Annotated in this window: 14 protein-coding genes and 1 pseudogene; 12 read left to right on the top strand and 3 right to left on the bottom strand. The window is 70.2% G+C overall.

Annotated features, from left to right (window positions below; translation table 11 throughout):
• The 10 genes and pseudogenes from DKL51_RS35495 to polA form a co-directional block, all read left to right on the top strand.
• Positions 1 to 292, top strand: a pseudogene (locus DKL51_RS35495) (hypothetical protein); the annotation flags it as partial.
• Positions 293 to 551: 259 nt separating this feature from the next.
• Complete coding sequence (locus DKL51_RS34170) at positions 552 to 1,712, top strand: branched-chain amino acid ABC transporter substrate-binding protein (protein ID WP_109943717.1); 1,161 nt, start codon at positions 552 to 554, stop codon at positions 1,710 to 1,712.
• A gap of 95 nt (positions 1,713 to 1,807) precedes the next feature.
• Positions 1,808 to 2,758, top strand: coding sequence for a branched-chain amino acid ABC transporter permease (locus DKL51_RS34165; RefSeq protein WP_109943716.1), 951 nt, complete (start codon positions 1,808 to 1,810; stop codon positions 2,756 to 2,758).
• The gene (locus tag DKL51_RS34160) at positions 2,755 to 3,909 is read left to right on the top strand and encodes a branched-chain amino acid ABC transporter permease (RefSeq protein WP_109943715.1); all 1,155 of its coding nucleotides are present in this window, start codon (positions 2,755 to 2,757) and stop codon (positions 3,907 to 3,909) included. Before DKL51_RS34165 ends, DKL51_RS34160 begins: the two co-directional genes overlap by 4 nt.
• Entirely contained in the window at positions 3,902 to 4,822 is a 921-nt protein-coding gene (locus DKL51_RS34155) for an ABC transporter ATP-binding protein (RefSeq protein WP_109943714.1), read from the top strand. The genes DKL51_RS34160 and DKL51_RS34155 overlap by 8 nt, the downstream gene beginning before the upstream one ends.
• The gene (locus tag DKL51_RS34150; protein WP_109943713.1) at positions 4,812 to 5,522 is read left to right on the top strand and encodes an ABC transporter ATP-binding protein; all 711 of its coding nucleotides are present in this window, start codon (positions 4,812 to 4,814) and stop codon (positions 5,520 to 5,522) included. The genes DKL51_RS34155 and DKL51_RS34150 overlap by 11 nt, the downstream gene beginning before the upstream one ends.
• Positions 5,523 to 5,575: 53 nt before the next feature.
• Positions 5,576 to 6,487: an ABC transporter substrate-binding protein gene (locus DKL51_RS34145; protein WP_109943712.1), complete on the top strand. Its 912-nt coding sequence runs from the start codon at positions 5,576 to 5,578 to the stop codon at positions 6,485 to 6,487.
• Between the two features lie 2 nt (positions 6,488 to 6,489).
• On the top strand, positions 6,490 to 7,470 hold the full coding sequence (locus DKL51_RS34140; protein WP_109943711.1) for an amino acid ABC transporter permease: 981 nt from the start codon (positions 6,490 to 6,492) through the stop codon (positions 7,468 to 7,470).
• The gene (locus tag DKL51_RS34135; RefSeq protein WP_109964971.1) at positions 7,467 to 8,276 is read left to right on the top strand and encodes an amino acid ABC transporter ATP-binding protein; all 810 of its coding nucleotides are present in this window, start codon (positions 7,467 to 7,469) and stop codon (positions 8,274 to 8,276) included. The genes DKL51_RS34140 and DKL51_RS34135 overlap by 4 nt, the downstream gene beginning before the upstream one ends.
• Before the next feature lie 168 nt (positions 8,277 to 8,444).
• Positions 8,445 to 11,144 (top strand): DNA polymerase I, encoded by a 2,700-nt coding sequence (gene polA, locus DKL51_RS34130; RefSeq protein ID WP_124813306.1) that lies wholly within the window; start codon positions 8,445 to 8,447, stop codon positions 11,142 to 11,144.
• A gap of 9 nt (positions 11,145 to 11,153) precedes the next feature.
• Here polA and DKL51_RS34125 read toward each other — a convergent pair whose 3' ends face one another.
• Genes DKL51_RS34125 through DKL51_RS34115 form a run of 3 tightly spaced genes read right to left on the bottom strand, consistent with a single transcriptional unit; the run spans position 11,154 to position 12,634 of the window.
• The gene (locus tag DKL51_RS34125; RefSeq protein ID WP_109966432.1) at positions 11,154 to 11,582 is read right to left on the bottom strand and encodes a DUF3140 domain-containing protein; all 429 of its coding nucleotides are present in this window, start codon (positions 11,580 to 11,582) and stop codon (positions 11,154 to 11,156) included.
• Positions 11,569 to 11,787, bottom strand: coding sequence for a hypervirulence associated TUDOR domain-containing protein (locus tag DKL51_RS34120; protein WP_109966431.1), 219 nt, complete (start codon positions 11,785 to 11,787; stop codon positions 11,569 to 11,571). Before DKL51_RS34120 ends, DKL51_RS34125 begins: the two co-directional genes overlap by 14 nt.
• Positions 11,788 to 11,830: 43 nt before the next feature.
• Positions 11,831 to 12,634: a class I SAM-dependent methyltransferase gene (locus DKL51_RS34115; RefSeq protein ID WP_109966430.1), complete on the bottom strand. Its 804-nt coding sequence runs from the start codon at positions 12,632 to 12,634 to the stop codon at positions 11,831 to 11,833.
• A gap of 367 nt (positions 12,635 to 13,001) precedes the next feature.
• On the opposite strand from DKL51_RS34115, the gene rpsA reads away from it, so the two are divergent.
• Together rpsA and coaE are read left to right on the top strand one after the other, a co-directional pair.
• On the top strand, positions 13,002 to 14,486 hold the full coding sequence (gene rpsA, locus DKL51_RS34110; RefSeq protein WP_109943705.1) for a 30S ribosomal protein S1: 1,485 nt from the start codon (positions 13,002 to 13,004) through the stop codon (positions 14,484 to 14,486).
• A gap of 174 nt (positions 14,487 to 14,660) precedes the next feature.
• Entirely contained in the window at positions 14,661 to 15,842 is a 1,182-nt protein-coding gene (coaE, locus tag DKL51_RS34105; protein WP_124813308.1) for a dephospho-CoA kinase, read from the top strand.
• The last annotated feature ends 252 nt before the right edge of the window (positions 15,843 to 16,094 follow it).

The following is a 16,094-nucleotide window of genomic DNA, read 5'->3' as shown; positions in this document are numbered from 1 at the left end:
GGGCCAGGGGTGGCGGTCGGGCGGCGCGTTCGGCGCCGGGCCCGGCCCGGTCTGGGGGCTGACGGCCGTCGCGGACGGGGCCTTCGCGGTGGTGGCCGGTGGCGCGGCGGGCGCCGGCTGGTTCTCCCGCGACGGTGACGCCTGGTCACCGGTGGTGTTGCCGGTGGCGGTGCCGGCGGGCAGCGACCGGACAGTCGCGGTGACGGGATCGGGGGACGCCGCGTTGCTGCTCGTCGACGACGGGGCGCGGGCCGGGGTCTGGTCAGCGCGCGGGTCGTGGAGCCCCGGCTGAGCCTTCCACCAGCGTGTTTCCGGTCAGTGTCGGATGACCGGTTTTCCCATGGTGCGGCCACGTGTGTTACAGCACATTTGTGAATCCGACCACTCAACGTAACGGTTAGGTCAACCCCACCTCGTAGACCTTTTGGCGCGCCCTACCGGTGGGATAACGTCCCGCCCCAGACCGGGATCGCGGTCGGTCCGGCCAGCCCCTCGCAACGTCCAATTCGCGGCGGGTGGTTCGGGCCTTCGGACGGAGGAGGGTACGAGCCGTGAGGCAGAAGCTCGCACGGGTACTGGGTGGCGTGGCCATCGGCGCGCTCGTTTTCAGTGGCGCGGCCTGCAAGGCTGACAGTGGTAGTGAGGCGGGCGGCGGCAAGTCCGCCTGCGATCTGAAGATCGGCTTCTTCGGCGCGCTGACCGGTGACGCCGCGGGTCTCGGTATCCACATGCGCAACGGCACGAAGCTGGCGATCGACCAGTACAACAAGGACAACGCCGACTGCAAGATCAGCCTGGAGGAGTACGACTCCCAGGGCGACCCGGCCAAGGCCCCGGCGTTGGCCCAGCAGGCGGTCGGCGACACCAAGGTCGTCGGCATCATCGGCCCGGGCTTCTCCGGTGAGTCCGAGGTGGCCGACCCGATCTTCGACTCGGCCGGCCTGCCGACCATCACCCCGTCGGCGACCCGCCCGAGCCTGAGCACCAAGGGCTGGAAGGTCTTCCACCGCGGCGTCGGTAACGACACCTCGCAGGGCCCGGCCGCCGGCCGCTACATCAAGAACGTCCTCAAGGCCGACAAGGTCTACGTCGTCGACGACCAGTCGGCGTACGGCGCCGGCCTGGCCGACGAGGTCAAGAAGGTCATCGGCGCGCCGGCCGGCTACGACAAGATTCAGGTCAAGCAGACCAACTTCTCCGCCGTGGTTACCAAGATCGTCGGCAGCGGCGCGAACGTCCTCTTCTTCGGTGGCTACTACACCGAGGCCGGCCTGCTGCTCAAGCAGCTCAAGGGCGCGGGCTGGAAGGGCACCATGGTCGCCGGTGACGGCGTCAACGACGCGAACTTCATCAAGGTCGCCGGGGACCAGGTCGCCGAGGGCACCATCCTGACCTGCCCGTGTGCCCCGGCCACCAAGGCCAAGGGCAGCTTCGTCACCGACTACAAGACGGCGTTCAACACCGACCCGGGTACCTACGCCGACGTGTCGTTCGACATCACCAAGATCCTGCTCGAGGGCATCAAGGCCGGTAAGTCCTCCCGCGAGGACCTCAACCAGTTCGTGAACTCCTACAGCGGCACCGGTGCGGCCACGGGCGTGACCTACAAGTTCGAGTCCAACGGTGAGCTGGACCCGGCCCAGGTCGTGGTCTGGGCGTTCAAGGTGAACGCGGGCAAGGTCGTTCCCGACATCGAGATCCCGAAGGCCTGACCGGTTCTGTCCGGTCCCGCGACGGGACTACCAGGCGTGCGGCCGGGAGTTCTTTCTCCCGGCCGCACCGCTTGGCCGCACAGTTGGAGCCCCGATTGAACTTCCATGACCTGTTCGCGAACTTCCCGGCCCTGACCATCACCGGGCTGGAACAGGGCGCGATCTACGCGCTCGTCGCCCTCGGGTACACCCTGGTGTACGGCGTTCTGCGCTTGATCAACTTCGCCCACTCCGAGGTCTTCATGGTCGGTACCTTCACCGCCCTGTGGACCTGGGAGGCTCTCGGGTACGACCAGAACAGCCCGGCCCCGGCCTTCGGCCCGCTGATTCTGGCGATCCTCGCCGGCCTCGCCGTCGCGATGCTCGCCTCGGCGGCCACCGCGGTCACCGTCGAACTGGTCGCCTACCGGCCGCTGCGGCGCCGCAACGCCCCGCCGCTGGCCTTCCTGATCACCGCGATCGGCGCGTCCTTCGTGCTCTCCGAGTCGTTCGGCATCGGCACCGCGCGGGCGCCGTTCGGCATGCCGGTGCTGATCCCCTCCGAGACGGTCTTCACCGTCTTCGGCGCCGCGGTCACCAACCTCCAGCTGCTGATCCTCGGCGTGACGCTGATCATGATGATCGGCCTCGACCAGTTCGTGAACCGCAGCCGACTCGGCCGGGGTATCCGGGCCGTCGCCCAAGACGCGGACACCGCCGCCCTGATGGGCGTCAACAAGAACCGGGTCATCCTGCTGGTCTTCGTCCTCGGTGGCCTGATGGCCGGCGTGGCCGCCCTGCTGTGGAACGTCCGGTACGGCTACACCAAGTTCAACGTCGGCTTCCTGATCGGGCTCAAGGCCTTCTCGGCCGCGGTGCTCGGCGGCATCGGCAACCTGCGCGGCGCGCTCCTCGGCGGCCTGCTGCTCGGTGTGGTGGAGAACTACGCCGCCGGCCTGTTCGGGGGAGACTGGAAGGACTTCACCGGTTTCGTGCTGTTGATCGTGCTGCTGATGTTCCGGCCCACCGGCCTGCTCGGCGAATCTCTCGGGAGGGCGCGCGCATGACCGCCACCTCGGACAAGCGACGTATGTCCGCACTCAGGAACCGCTGGGACGCGATGCCGAAGCAGGTCCGCTGGGCCGGCCTCATCGCTCTGGTGCTCTTCCTCTACATCCTGCCCAACAAGTGGTTCTACGAGTACCTCGGCTTCCCGATCGGCAGCGAGTACTTCGCCTTCTACACCACCCGCTCGGACTTCGCGGCGGTGCTCTTCGACACCGCGGTCTTCGTCCTGCTGGCGGTGGGCCTCAACGTCGTGGTCGGCTTCGCCGGCCTGCTCGACCTCGGCTACTTCGGCTTCTACGCGGTCGGCGCGTACACGGTGGCGCTGCTGACCTCGCCGGAGAGTCGGTTCGGGACGAACTGGCCGTGGCTGGCGGCGGTGCCGGTGGCGATCCTGGTGGCGATGGTCTCCGGGGTCATCCTCGGTGGTCCGACGCTGCGCCTGCGCGGCGACTACCTGGCCATCGTCACCCTCGGCTTCGCCGAGATGATCCGGCTCTACGCGGCCCGTAACGAGGGCATCCTCCAGGGGCAGCGGGGTATTCCGGCGGTCCCGCACCCGCCGGGCACCGGCTCGGACGGCAAGCCGCTGTTCGGCGTGGTCGACTCGAAGCCCTACTACTGGCTGATCCTCACGGTGATCATCGTGATCATCTTCGCGATGCGGAACCTGGCCAACAGCCGGGTCGGCCGGGCCTGGGTGGCGATCCGCGAGGACGAGGACGCGGCCGAGATCATGGGCGTGCCGACCTTCAAGTTCAAGCTGTGGGCGTTCGCCATCGGCGCGGCGGTCGGCGGCTTGTCCGGGGCGCTCTTCGCCGGCAAGCAGACCTTCATCAACTCGGACAGCTTCCTGCTGGAGAACTCGATCCTGGTGCTCGCCGCCGTGATCCTCGGCGGCGCCGGCAACATCAAGGGCGCCATCGTCGGTGGTGCGATCACCTGGTACCTGCCGGAGTGGCTGCGCGGAATCGGCGGCCTGATCGGCGTCGACTTCGACGCCGCCGAGTACCGGATCCTGGTCTTCGGTCTGGTGGTCATCGTCATGATGATCTTCCGGCCGCAGGGTCTGGTGCCCAACCGGCGCCGTGCCGCCGAGTTCGCCGACCGACGCAAGGAAGTGGTTCCCCAGGAGACGGTGCCCAATGAGTGAGCCGCAGATGCACAGCGAGCGGGACGAGACCAGCGAGCGCGACATCGCCGACGACGCCCGGACCACGATCGGCGTGCCGCCGGAGAAGGGCCCGGACGAGCCGGTGGCGACCACCCCGGCCGGCCCGGACGCCGCCGGGCGGGAGCCGCTGCTGGAGGTCGACCATGTCACCCTCAGGTTCGGCGGTGTGGTGGCCCTCGACGACGTCGCGTTCACCCTGTACAAGGGGGAGATCCTCGGCCTGATCGGCCCGAACGGCGCCGGCAAGACCACCTGCTTCAACGCGATGACGGGGGTCTACCGGCCCACTGAGGGCGAGATCCGGTTCAAGGGGCAGCGGACCAACGGCAGGCGGCGGTCCTGGATCACCAAGGCCGGCATCGCCCGGACGTTCCAGAACATCCGGCTCTTCCCCGAGATGACCGCGCTGGAGAACGTGATGGTGGGCGCGGACGCCCACCACCAGACCAGCGTCATCGCCGCGATGTTCCGGCTTCCCCGGCACTGGCGGGAGGAGCGGCAGGGCCGCGACCGGGCGCACGAGCTGCTGCGCTTCGTCGGCATCGACCGCCGCGCCGGGGACCTGGCCCGCAACCTCTCGTACGGCGAGCAGCGCCGGCTGGAGATCGCCCGGGCCCTGGCCACCAACCCCACCCTGCTCTGCCTGGACGAGCCGGCCGCCGGCTTCACCCCGGCGGAGAAGGAGGAGTTGCTCGGCCTGATTCGTAAGATCCGGGACAACGGCACGACGGTGCTGCTCATCGAGCACGACATGCGGCTCGTGATGGGCGTGACCGACCGGATCGTCGTGCTGGAGTTCGGCAAGAAGATCGCCGAGGGCCTCCCGGCCGAGGTCCGCGAGGACCCGAAGGTGATCGCGGCCTACCTGGGGGTGCCGACCGATGCTGCTTGAGATCAAGGACCTGACCCTGCTGTACGGCCGGATCCAGGCGCTGCACGGCATCAGCCTGGTGGTCAACGAGGGCGAGGTGGTCGCGCTGATCGGTGCCAACGGCGCCGGCAAGACCACCACCATGCGGGCCATCTCCGGACTGCGACCGGTGGCGACGGGCTCGATCGTCTTCGACGGCACGGACGTCACCCGGATGCGCGCCGACCTGCGGGTGGTGCGGGGTATCTCACAGTCGCCGGAGGGTCGCGGCGTGTTCCCGGGCATGACCGTGCTCGAGAACCTGGAGATGGGGGCGTATACCCGACGGGACCGGGCGGGGGTCGCCGCGGACCTCGACCGGGTGTTCGAGCTGTTCCCGCGGCTGCAGGAGCGCCGCAAGCAGGCCGGCGGTACTCTCTCCGGCGGTGAGCAGCAGATGCTCGCGGTGGGCCGGGCCCTGATGAGCCGGCCGAAGCTGCTGCTGCTCGACGAGCCCTCGATGGGGCTGGCGCCGATGCTGATCCAGCAGATCTTCGACATCATCACCGAAATCAACCAGCAGGGCACGACCGTCCTGCTGGTCGAGCAGAACGCACAACAGGCGCTCTCCCGGGCCCATCGGGGGTACGTGCTGGAGACCGGCCGGATCGTCAAGGAGGGCACCGGCCAGGAACTGCTGCACGACCCGGCGGTCAAAGAGGCGTACCTCGGTGTCGCCTGAGGCGTCGTTGAATGCCGCCTCAGGCTCACGTTGCCAAGAAGGAGTAGCAAACAATGTTCACCTCTCATAACCGCCGTCGGGCGGCGCTCGGCGTCGCCGGCGCGGTCGCGCTCACCCTGTCCATGGCGGCCTGCGGCGAGAAGGAGGAGTCCGCGCAGCCGGGCGCCGGCCCCTCGGTGACGGCCGCGGCCGACTCGGCCCTGGCCGCGAAGGTGCCCGACTCGATCAAGGCCGACGGCGTGATCAAGGTCGGCACCGACTCGACGTACGCCCCGGCCGAGTTCCTCGACCAGGACGGCAAGACCGTCGTCGGCTTCGACGTGGAGCTGTTCAACGCGGTGGCGCAGAAGCTCGGCCTCAAGGCGCAGTACGAGTCGGCGCCGTTCGACTCGATCCTGCCCGGCGTCGACTCCGGCAAGTACGAGATCGGCGTCTCGTCCTTCACCATCAACGCCGAGCGGCTCAAGAGCGTCAACATGGTCAGCTACTACGCCGCCGGCACCCAGTGGGCGACCAAGCAGGGCAACCCCGCCGGGGTCGACGTGGAGAACGCCTGCGGCAAGAAGGTCGCCGTCCAGACCGGCACGGTCCAGGTCGACGACATCACCGCCCGGTCGAAGAAGTGCACCGACGCCGGCAAGCCGGCCATCAAGATCGACCAGTACCAGGCGCAGAGCGACGCGACCGCCGCCGTGGTCAGCGGCAAGGACGACGCCATGCTGGCCGACTCGCCGGTCGGCGCGTACGCGGTGAAGCAGAGCAACGGTCAGCTGGCGCTGCTCGGCGACATCTACGAATCGGCCCCGTACGGCTACGCGGTGAAGAAGGACCAGCAGGCGTTTGCCGAGGTGCTGAAGGAGGCCGTGCAGGCGGTCATCGCCGACGGTACCTACAAGGCGGCCCTGCAGAAGTGGGGTGTCGAGGGCGGCGCCGTCACCACCGCTGAGCTCAACCCCTCGGCCTGACCATGTCGGTCGACACGGAAACACCCGAACGGGCACGGCCTGAACCCATTCAGGCCGTGCCCGTGCGGCACCCCGGGCGCTGGGTCGCGGTGGCCGTGATCGCCGTGCTGACGGCCATGTTCGTGCACCTGTTGGTCACGAACAAGGCGTTCAACTGGGCGTTCATGGTCGACGAGATGTTCCGGCCGCCGATCATCGCGGGCCTGCGCGGCACGATCGCGCTGCTCGTGACCTCGATGCTGATCGGTATCGTGCTCGGCATCGCCCTCGCGATCATGCGGCTGTCGGAGAATCCGATCCTGCGGGGCGTCTCCTGGGTCTACACCTGGTTCTTCCGGGCGGTGCCCCGGCTGGTGCTGGCGATCCTCTTCGGCAACTTGGGCATCCTCTGGGCCCGCGTCGAGTTCGGTCTGCCCTTCGACCGACAGATCGGCGCCCTGTTCGGGATCGACAACTTCGAGGCCCGGCTGTTCGGCTTCTCGGCGGTGGACATCCTCACCGGCTTCGTCGCCGGCATGCTGGCGCTCGGCCTCTCCGAGGCCGCGTACATGGCGGAGATCGTCCGGGCCGGCATCCAGTCGGTGGACGAGGGCCAGACCGAGGCTGCCCAGGCGCTGGGCCTGAGCCGCGCGCATATCCTGCGCCGCATCGTGCTGCCACAGGCGATGCGGGTGATCGTCCCGCCGACCGGCAACGAGACCATCGCGATGCTCAAGGACACCTCGTTGGTCGCCTTCGTGCCGGTCTCGATGGAGCTGTTCTTCCAGCTCAAGGCCGTGGGTAACCGGACCTTCCAGGTCTTCCCGATGCTCGTGGCGGCCACCCTGTGGTACCTGGTGCTGACCAGCGTGCTGCTCGTCGGGCAGTACTACCTGGAGCGGCACTTCTCGAAGGGCTTCGGGCGCAGCGAGCGGGCCCGGCAGCGGCTGCGTGACATCGCCGCCGAGAGCGGTGGCAACGCGAGCGGGACGGCGGAGCGATGACGGGAGCCACGGTGTCGACGCAGTCGGGCGTGCCAACGGCCGGGTCCGGCCTGATGGTCCGGGCCGAGCAGGTGCACAAGTCCTTCGGGTCGCTGGAGGTGCTCAAGGGCATCGACCTGGAGGTCCGCTCCGGTGAGGTCTGCTGCCTGCTCGGGCCGTCGGGCTCGGGCAAGTCGACCTTCCTGCGCTGCATCAACCACCTGGAGAAGATCAACGCCGGCCGGATCTGGGTGGACGGCGACCTGATCGGCTACCGGGAGCACGGCGGCAAGCTGCACGAGCTGCGAGAGAAGGAGGTGGCCGCGCAGCGCCGCTCGATCGGCATGGTCTTCCAGCGGTTCAACCTGTTCCCGCACATGACCGTGCTGCAGAACATCGTCGAGGCGCCGGTGCTGCTCGGGCGGGAGAAGAAGTCCGCGGCGCGGGACCGCGCCGCGGCCCTGCTGGAGCGGGTCGGGCTGGGCGACAAGCTCAGGTCGTACCCGGGTCAGCTCTCCGGCGGCCAGCAGCAGCGGGTGGCGATCGCCCGGGCGCTGGCCATGCAGCCGAAGCTGATGCTCTTCGACGAGCCGACCAGCGCGCTCGACCCGGAGCTGGTCGGCGAGGTGCTCGACGTGATGAAGGACCTCGCCCGGGACGGCATGACGATGATCGTGGTCACCCACGAGATCGGCTTCGCCCGCGAGGTCGGCGACTCGCTGGTCTTCATGGACGACGGCGTCGTGGTCGAGTCGGGCAACCCGCGCGAGGTGATCGCGAACCCGCGCCACGAGCGGACGAAGGCGTTCCTGGCCAAGGTGCTCTGACCGGGGCCCCGGTGCGGTCGGCCTCCGGCCGCACCGGGGCTTCCGGCGGCGGATGCCCGGCCGGTCTCGTCCCGTTGCGGGCCGTCCGGGCCGCGCCGGGCGGTTCGGTACGTCGGCCCGGTCATGTCAGGGCGGGCGATGTCAGTCGTACGGACTAGAGTCGCTGCCGTGACAGCTACGACGCCGCGCCTACTCCTCGTCGACGGACACTCCCTGGCTTACCGGGCCTTCTTCGCCCTGCCGGTGGAAAACTTCTCCACCACGACGGGTCAGCCGACCAACGCGGTCTACGGCTTCACCTCGATGCTGATCAACGTGCTCCGCGACGAGCAGCCGACCCACATCGTCGTCGCCTTCGACGTCTCCCGCCGCTCCTTCCGCACCGAGAAGTACGCGGAGTACAAGGCCGGCCGCAGCGAGACCCCGACCGACTTCAAGGGCCAGGTCAGCCTGGTCAAGGAGGTGCTCGCGGCGCTGCGCATCCCGGTCGTGGAGATGGAGGGCTACGAGGCGGACGACGTCATCGCCACCCTCGCCTGCCAGGCCCGCGACCAGGGCATGAAGGTGCTGATCACCAGCGGTGACCGGGACGCGTTCCAGCTCGTCGGTGACGACGTCACCGTGCTCTACCCCCGCAAGGGCGTCTCCGACCTGGCCCGGATGGACCCGGCGGCGGTCGAGGCGAAGTACGGCGTCGGCCCCCAGCGCTACCGCGACCTGGCCGCCCTGGTCGGCGAGACCAGCGACAACCTGCCCGGCATCCCGGGCGTCGGTCCGAAGACCGCCGCCAAGTGGATCAACCTGTACGGCGGGGTGGAGGGCGTGGTCGCGCACGCCGACGAGATCAAGGGCAAGGCCGGCGACAGCCTCCGCGAGCGGCTGGCCGACGTCATCCGCAACTACGAGATCAACTGCCTGGTCTCCGACCTGGAGCTGCCGCTCACCCCGGACGACGCCCGCTGGGCCGGCTGGGACCGGGAGGCGGTGCACCAGGTCTTCGACACGCTCGAGTTCCGGATCCTGCGGGACCGGCTGTACCAGTACCTGGAGGCGGTCGAGCCGGAGGCGGAGGCCGGCTTCGAGCTGGCCGGCCAGGTGCTCACCGAGCCGGGCGCGGTGGCCGGCTGGCTGGAGACCCACGCCCCGGCCGGCACCCCGGTCGGCGTGGCCGTCAAGCTCGACACCGGCCCCAACCGGCGGCACACCGCCTCGGTGACCGGCATGGCGCTGGCCACCGGCGCCGGCGCGGCGGCCTGGTTCGACCCGGCGACCCTCGAGCCGGCCGACGAGGCCGCCCTGGCCGGCTGGCTGGCCGACGGGACGCGCCCGAAGGTGCTGCACGACAGCAAGCCCGCGGTGCTCGCCTTCGGCGCGCACGGCTGGGATCTGGCGGGCATCTCCCGGGACACCCAGATCGCCGCCTACCTGGCCCGTCCCGACCAGCGCTCCTACGACCTCACTGACCTGGCGCTGCGCTACCTGCACCGGGAGCTGCGGGTGGACGCGCCGGAGACCGGCCAGCTCACCCTGGAGGGGCTGGGCGACGACGGCGAGGCCGAGCAGAATCTCATGCTCCAGGCCCGGGCCACCCTCGACCTGGCCGACGCCATCGACGCCGAGCTGTCCCGCGACGGCGAGCAGTCGGTCCGGCTGATGGCCGGGGTGGAGCTGCCGCTGATGCGGGTCCTCGCGAACATGGAACGCACCGGCGTCGCCGCCGACACCGAATACCTTTCGGAGTTGGAGGCGCACTTCGCCGCCGAGGTGAAGGCCGCCGCGCAGGCCGCGTACGGGGAGATCGGCCGGGAGTTCAACCTCGGCTCGCCCAAGCAGCTCCAGGAGATCCTCTTCGGCGAGCTGGGCCTGCCGAAGACCAAGAAGATCAAGACCGGCTACACCACGGACGCCGACGCCCTGCAGTGGCTCTACGCCCAGCAGCCGCACCCGATCCTGGCGCACCTGCTGCGCCACCGGGACGTGGCCCGGCTCAAGTCGACGGTTGACGGGCTGCTCAAGTCGGTCTCCGACGATGGGCGGATCCACACCACGTTCAACCAGACCGTGGCGGCGACGGGCCGGCTCTCCTCGACCGAGCCCAACCTGCAGAACATCCCGATCCGCACCGAGGAGGGCCGGCGGATCCGCCGCGCCTTCGTGGTGGGAGAGGGCTACGAGTGTCTGCTCACCGCCGACTACAGCCAGATCGAGATGCGGATCATGGCGCACCTGTCGTCGGACGACGCGCTGATCGAGGCGTTCAACTCCGGCGCCGACTTCCACGCGGCAACCGCCTCGTCGGTCTTCGAGGTGCCGGTCGACCAGGTGACGGCGGACCAGCGGCGCAAGATCAAGGCGATGAACTACGGCCTCGCCTACGGGCTGAGCGCGTTCGGCCTCTCGCAGCAGCTCGGGATCGGCACCGAGGAGGCCCGCGGGCTGATGGAGAACTACTTCGCCGGCTTCGGCGGCGTCCGCGACTACCTGCACGAGGTGGTCGCCCGGGCCCGCCAGGACGGCTACACCTCCACCATCCTCGGCCGTCGGCGCTACCTGCCCGACCTGGTCAGCGACAACCGGCAGCGCCGCGAGATGGCCGAGCGGATGGCGCTCAACGCCCCGATCCAGGGTTCGGCGGCCGACATCATCAAGCTCGCCATGCTGCACGTCGACAGCGCGCTGCGGGACGCCGGGCTGCGCTCCCGGATGCTGCTGCAGGTGCATGACGAGCTGGTCTTCGAGGTCGCCCCGGGCGAGCGGGCGACGCTGGAGGCGCTGGTCCGCAAGGAGATGGGCGAGGCGTACCCGCTGTCGGTGCCGCTGGAGGTCTCCGTCGGCGAGGGCCGGGACTGGAACAGCGCCGACCACTGACCCTTGGGGTTACCGTCCCGGTCCGCGGCGCTCCTTCGGTGGGGCGCCGTGCCGCTGGAGGGCTCGCCGGGACGGGCCGCCCGGCTGCGGGAGCGGGGCCTTGAGGGGGTCGTGACCCCAGTTCATCAGGGAGTACCGCCAGCGGGTCTCCCGGACGTCGCCGCTCGGTCGCTGCGCCATGTGCCGCCGTACATACCCGACGACCTTGCGCATGTGCTTGTGGTCGGTCTCGGAGAGCTCGCCCCGCTTGCGCCGCAGCAGGTCGATGATCTTCCGGCCGGACTCGTGGCCGACCGACTCGCCACCCTTGGTGCTCTTCCGCCAGCCGACGTGCTTGGACTCGTCGCTCTCCAGCCACTTCTGCAGCTCGCCGGGCTTCATGTTCACCGCCTCGGTGAACTCGCGGTAGGTGTCCCGACCCTCGTCACGTGGGCTCATGGCGCAGCGCCTCCGGTCGGTGGGCGACGTCCCGGCCCGAGTGGTCGTTGCGGATCCGGTACTGCGGCTCCTCCTCGGAGGCGGCGACGGTGTGCCCGCGAACGTGGGTCCGGTAGGTGAGCTTCTCCTTGACCACGCCGTACGCCCGGCCGCTGTGGCTGGCCCAGGAGACGTGGTCGCCCTCGTGGAACTCCTTCTCGGCCATGACCGTCGGGTACCCGGCGCCGGTGACCGGAAACGACGGCCGGCTATCGGCCGGGCTTCTCGGCGACGAAGATCGCGGTGCCGGGGAAGAGGCGGCCGCGCAGCGGGCTCCACTGCCCCCAGATCCCCTCGTGTCCCTCCGGCCACTCCGGCTCCACCAGGTCCAGGAAGCGGAACCCCGCGCCGACGATCTCCCGGATCCGGTCGCCGAGGGTGCGGTGCTGCTCGACGTACGTGGCCACGCCGTGCTCGTCCTGCTCCACGTACGGGGAGCGGTCGAAGTACGAGTGCACGGCCAGCAGCCCGCCCTCGCCGGGGTCGTCGAGGAATATCCAGCGCATCGGGTGGGTCACCGAGAAGACCCACCGGCCGCCGGGGCGCAGCACCCGGTACACCTCCCGCATCACCGCCGCCGAGTCGTCCACGAACGGGATGGCACCGAAGGCTGTGCAGGCGATGTCGAACGCGGCGTCGGCGAAGGGCAGGGCGAGGGCGTCGGCCTGCACCAGCGGGACGCGTACGCCGGTGGTGGCGCCGGCGAGCGCGGCGTGCCGCAACATGCCGGCGGAGAGGTCCAGGGCGACCGGCCGGGCGCCCTGGGTGGCCAGCCAGCGGGCGGCGGCCGCGGCGCCGCAGCCGAGTTCGAGGACCCGGCGGCCGTCGACGTCGCCGAGCAGCCGGACGTCGGCCTCGCGCAGCCCCTCGGGGCACCACACGAAGTCCACGTCGCCCAGGAAGGCGCCGTGCTCGGCCTGGTAGTCGTCCGCGTCGGTGTCCCACCAGCCCCGGTTGGCCCGGCGGACCTCGGCGGCACCGACCCGGCGTCGGGTCACCCTGTCGTCATCCACCCGCTCACGCTAGGCCCCGGCGGGACCGGTCCGGCGGCCGGGCGCGTCCAGCGGGCGGTGCGGGTGGTACGGATGTGACGGATGAGACAGGCGGGGCACCTTACCGTTCGAAATCTCCGCTTTCGCAGCTGACGAGGTCGCGGTGACCTGGGAGGGCTTGCACGCTGTGGTAATGCAGCGGGTAGGCTAGACGATGCGCTCGCGGATCGTGTGCCTCGGCAGGGAGCAGGTGCGCGGTCACCGGAGCCACTAATGATCTTCTGACGGCGATCGTTCGGTGTGCCCGGCGACGGATCCGCTGGCGCGACAAGGTCACCGCGACGCCACGCCTGCTGTGACAAACCATCCGACCGGAGCAACCGCCCACATGACGAGCAGCATCGAGGCCCCCTCGAGCGCCACCCGGGTCACCCACGACGATCTCGGTTCCGAGGAGGCTTTCCTCGCCGCGATCGACGAGACCATCAAGTACTTCAACGACGGCGACATTGTCGAAGGCACCGTCGTCAAGGTCGATCGGGACGAGGTCCTGCTCGACATCGGCTACAAGACCGAGGGTGTCATCCCCTCTCGTGAGTTGTCGATCAAGCACGACGTGGACCCCGCCGAGGTCGTTTCGGTCGGTGACCACATCGAGGCCCTGGTCCTCCAGAAGGAGGACAAGGAGGGGCGTCTGATCCTCTCCAAGAAGCGGGCGCAGTACGAGCGGGCCTGGGGCACGATCGAAAAGATCAAGGACGAGGACGGTGTCGTCCGCGGTTCCGTCATCGAGGTGGTCAAGGGCGGCCTCATCCTCGACATCGGGCTGCGCGGCTTCCTGCCCGCCTCCCTGGTCGAGATGCGGCGGGTGCGCGACCTGCAGCCGTACGTCGGCCGCGAGCTCGAGGCCAAGATCATTGAGCTGGACAAGAACCGCAACAACGTGGTCCTGTCCCGCCGGGCCTGGCTGGAGCAGACGCAGTCCGAGGTGCGCACCGAGTTCCTCAACAAGCTGCAGAAGGGCCAGGTCCGCAAGGGCGTCGTCTCCTCGATCGTCAACTTCGGCGCGTTCGTCGACCTTGGCGGCGTGGACGGCCTGGTGCACGTCTCCGAGCTCTCCTGGAAGCACATCGACCACCCGTCCGAGGTTGTCGAGGTCGGCCAGGAGGTCGAGGTCGAGGTCCTGGACGTCGACCTGGACCGCGAGCGGGTCTCGCTGTCGCTGAAGGCGACCCAGGAGGACCCGTGGCGGCAGTTCGCCCGCACCCACGCGATCCAGCAGATTGTGCCGGGTAAGGTCACCAAGCTGGTGCCGTTCGGCGCCTTCGTCCGGGTGGACGACGGCATCGAGGGCCTGGTCCACATCTCCGAGCTGGCCGAGCGCCACGTGGAGATTCCGGAGCAGGTCGTCCAGGTCGGTTCCGAGGTCATGGTCAAGGTCATCGACATCGACCTGGAGCGCCGCCGGATCTCGCTGTCGCTGAAGCAGGCCAACGAGGGCTTCGTTGAGGGCGAGGAGCACTTCGACCCGACCCTCTACGGCATGGCCGCGACCTACGACGCCGAGGGCAACTACATCTACCCGGAGGGCTTCGACCCGGAGACGGGCGAGTGGCTCGAGGGGTACGACAAGCAGCGCGAGACCTGGGAGAACCAGTACGCCGAGGCGCGCCAGCGCTGGGAGGCTCACACCAAGCAGGTACAGACCTCCCGCGCCGCCGAGGCCGAGGCCGCTGCCAACCCGGCTCCGGCCGTGACCGCTGGCCCCGCCGCCGCCCCGGCCCCGAGCCGGCAGGCAGAGGAGCCCGCGGGCACCCTGGCCACCGACGAGGCGCTCGCCGCTCTGCGGGAGAAGCTCGCCGGCGGCAAGTGACGACAACTCCAGCTCGGCGCGTCTGACGTCGCGCCGAGATCTGGAGCCGTCCGCTGACGACGATGGGCCCCGTCCCCGCGATCCGGTACACCGGGTCGCTGGGGGCGGGGCCTTCGCGCGTCTCCGCCTCGACACTGGTTTGGCAGCGGCGGGATGATCGGGTTGACTGGTCCGGTGCTGATGGTGGGGTTGACCGGCGGGATCGGGTCCGGCAAGAGCGCGGTGTCGGCCCGGCTGGCCGCACTCGGCGCGGTGGTGATCGACGCCGACCGGGTCGCCCGGGAGGTGGTCGACCCCGGCACGGACGGGCTGGCGGAGATCGTGGAGGCCTTCTCCGACCGGGTGCTCGACGCCGGTGGGGCGCTGGACCGGGCGGCGCTGGGCGCGGTCGTGTTCGGCGACGAGGCGGCCCGCCGTCGGCTGGAGGCGATCATCCATCCGCGGGTGCGGGCGCGTACCGCCGCGCTGGCCGCCGCGGCACCGCCGGACGCCATCGTGGTCAACGACGTACCGCTGCTGGTCGAGGTGGGGCTCGCGCCGACGTACCACCTGGTGGTGGTGGTGGAGACGGCGGTGGCCACCCGGTTGGAGCGGCTGGCCCGCGACCGGGGGATGGACCGCGCGGAGGCCGAGCGGCGGATCGCCGCCCAGGCCGACGACGCGCGCCGACGCGTGGCGGCGGACGTGGTGCTGCCCAACGACGCCGGCCTCACGGAGCTGCACGCGGCGGTGGACGCCCTCTGGCGTGACCGGCTGATCCCCTACGAGGCGAACCTGCGCGAGCGGCGCGCGGTCCGGCCGGCGCGCCTGGTGCTCACCGAGGCGGACCCGACCTGGCCGCAGCAGTACGCCCGGCTGGCTGCCCGGATCCGGCACGCGCTCGCCCCCGCCGGCCCCCGCATCGACCACATCGGCTCGACCGCCGTGCCGGGGCTCGCCGCGAAGGACGTCATCGACATCCAGCTGACCGTGGCGTCGCTGGCGGAGGCGGACGGGCCGCTGGCCGAGCGGCTCGCCGACGCCGGTTTTCCGCGGCTGCCGGGGGAGTGGTGGGACAACCCCCGCCCGGCGGCCAGCGGGCGCTGGGAGAAGCGGTTGCACGGCAGCGCCGACCCGGGTCGTCCGGTCCACCTGCACCTGCGGGTGGCCGGCTCGCCCGGCTGGCGGTACGCCCTGCTGATGCGCGACCACCTGCGCGCCGACCCGGAGCAGCGGGTGGCGTACCTGCAGCTCAAGCGGGAGCTGGTGGCGTCCGCCCCGGACAGCGCGACCTACGGCACGCTGAAGGACCCCTGGTTCGACGAGGAGCACCTGCGGGCCGAGGAGTGGGCCGCGCAGACCGGCTGGCGGCCCTGACCGCGCGACGGGGACGGTGCTGGGCTCAGCCCCTGCCGTCGACCGTGCGGTAAAGACCGGCGGAGCTCGCCGGCGGTCAGGGCATCCCGGGCAGCGCCGGCACGGGGCCCGGCGTCAGGTCGAGCTGGGCCCAGACGCCCCGGCCGGTCCGCAGCTCCAACCGACGCAGCAGTCCGCCCCGGTCGATCCAGTAGCGCAGCTCCACCCCGCGGCCCCGTAGTTCGATCACGTCCACGGTGCGGTCGGCCACCC

This window comes from Micromonospora globispora, from assembly GCF_003857015.1.
Taxonomy (GTDB): Bacteria; Actinomycetota; Actinomycetes; order Mycobacteriales; family Micromonosporaceae; genus Micromonospora; species Micromonospora globispora.
This window is presented reverse-complemented; position numbering and strand designations above follow the sequence as displayed.

What these genes read in the sequence shown, in the direction of transcription:
- DKL51_RS34160 (WP_109943715.1), top strand. Translation starts at nt 2,755, where the DNA reads ATGACCGCCACCTCGGACAAGCGACGTATGTCCGCACTCAGGAACCGC.
- DKL51_RS34155 (WP_109943714.1), top strand. Translation starts at nt 3,902, where the DNA reads ATGAGTGAGCCGCAGATGCACAGCGAGCGGGACGAGACCAGCGAGCGC.
- DKL51_RS34150 (WP_109943713.1), top strand. Translation starts at nt 4,812, where the DNA reads ATGCTGCTTGAGATCAAGGACCTGACCCTGCTGTACGGCCGGATCCAG.
- DKL51_RS34145 (WP_109943712.1), top strand. Translation starts at nt 5,576, where the DNA reads ATGTTCACCTCTCATAACCGCCGTCGGGCGGCGCTCGGCGTCGCCGGC.
- DKL51_RS34140 (WP_109943711.1), top strand. Translation starts at nt 6,490, where the DNA reads ATGTCGGTCGACACGGAAACACCCGAACGGGCACGGCCTGAACCCATT.
- DKL51_RS34135 (WP_109964971.1), top strand. Translation starts at nt 7,467, where the DNA reads ATGACGGGAGCCACGGTGTCGACGCAGTCGGGCGTGCCAACGGCCGGG.
- DKL51_RS34125 (WP_109966432.1), bottom strand. Translation starts at nt 11,582, where the DNA reads ATGAGCCCACGTGACGAGGGTCGGGACACCTACCGCGAGTTCACCGAG.
- DKL51_RS34120 (WP_109966431.1), bottom strand. Translation starts at nt 11,787, where the DNA reads ATGGCCGAGAAGGAGTTCCACGAGGGCGACCACGTCTCCTGGGCCAGC.
- rpsA (WP_109943705.1), top strand. Translation starts at nt 13,002, where the DNA reads ATGACGAGCAGCATCGAGGCCCCCTCGAGCGCCACCCGGGTCACCCAC.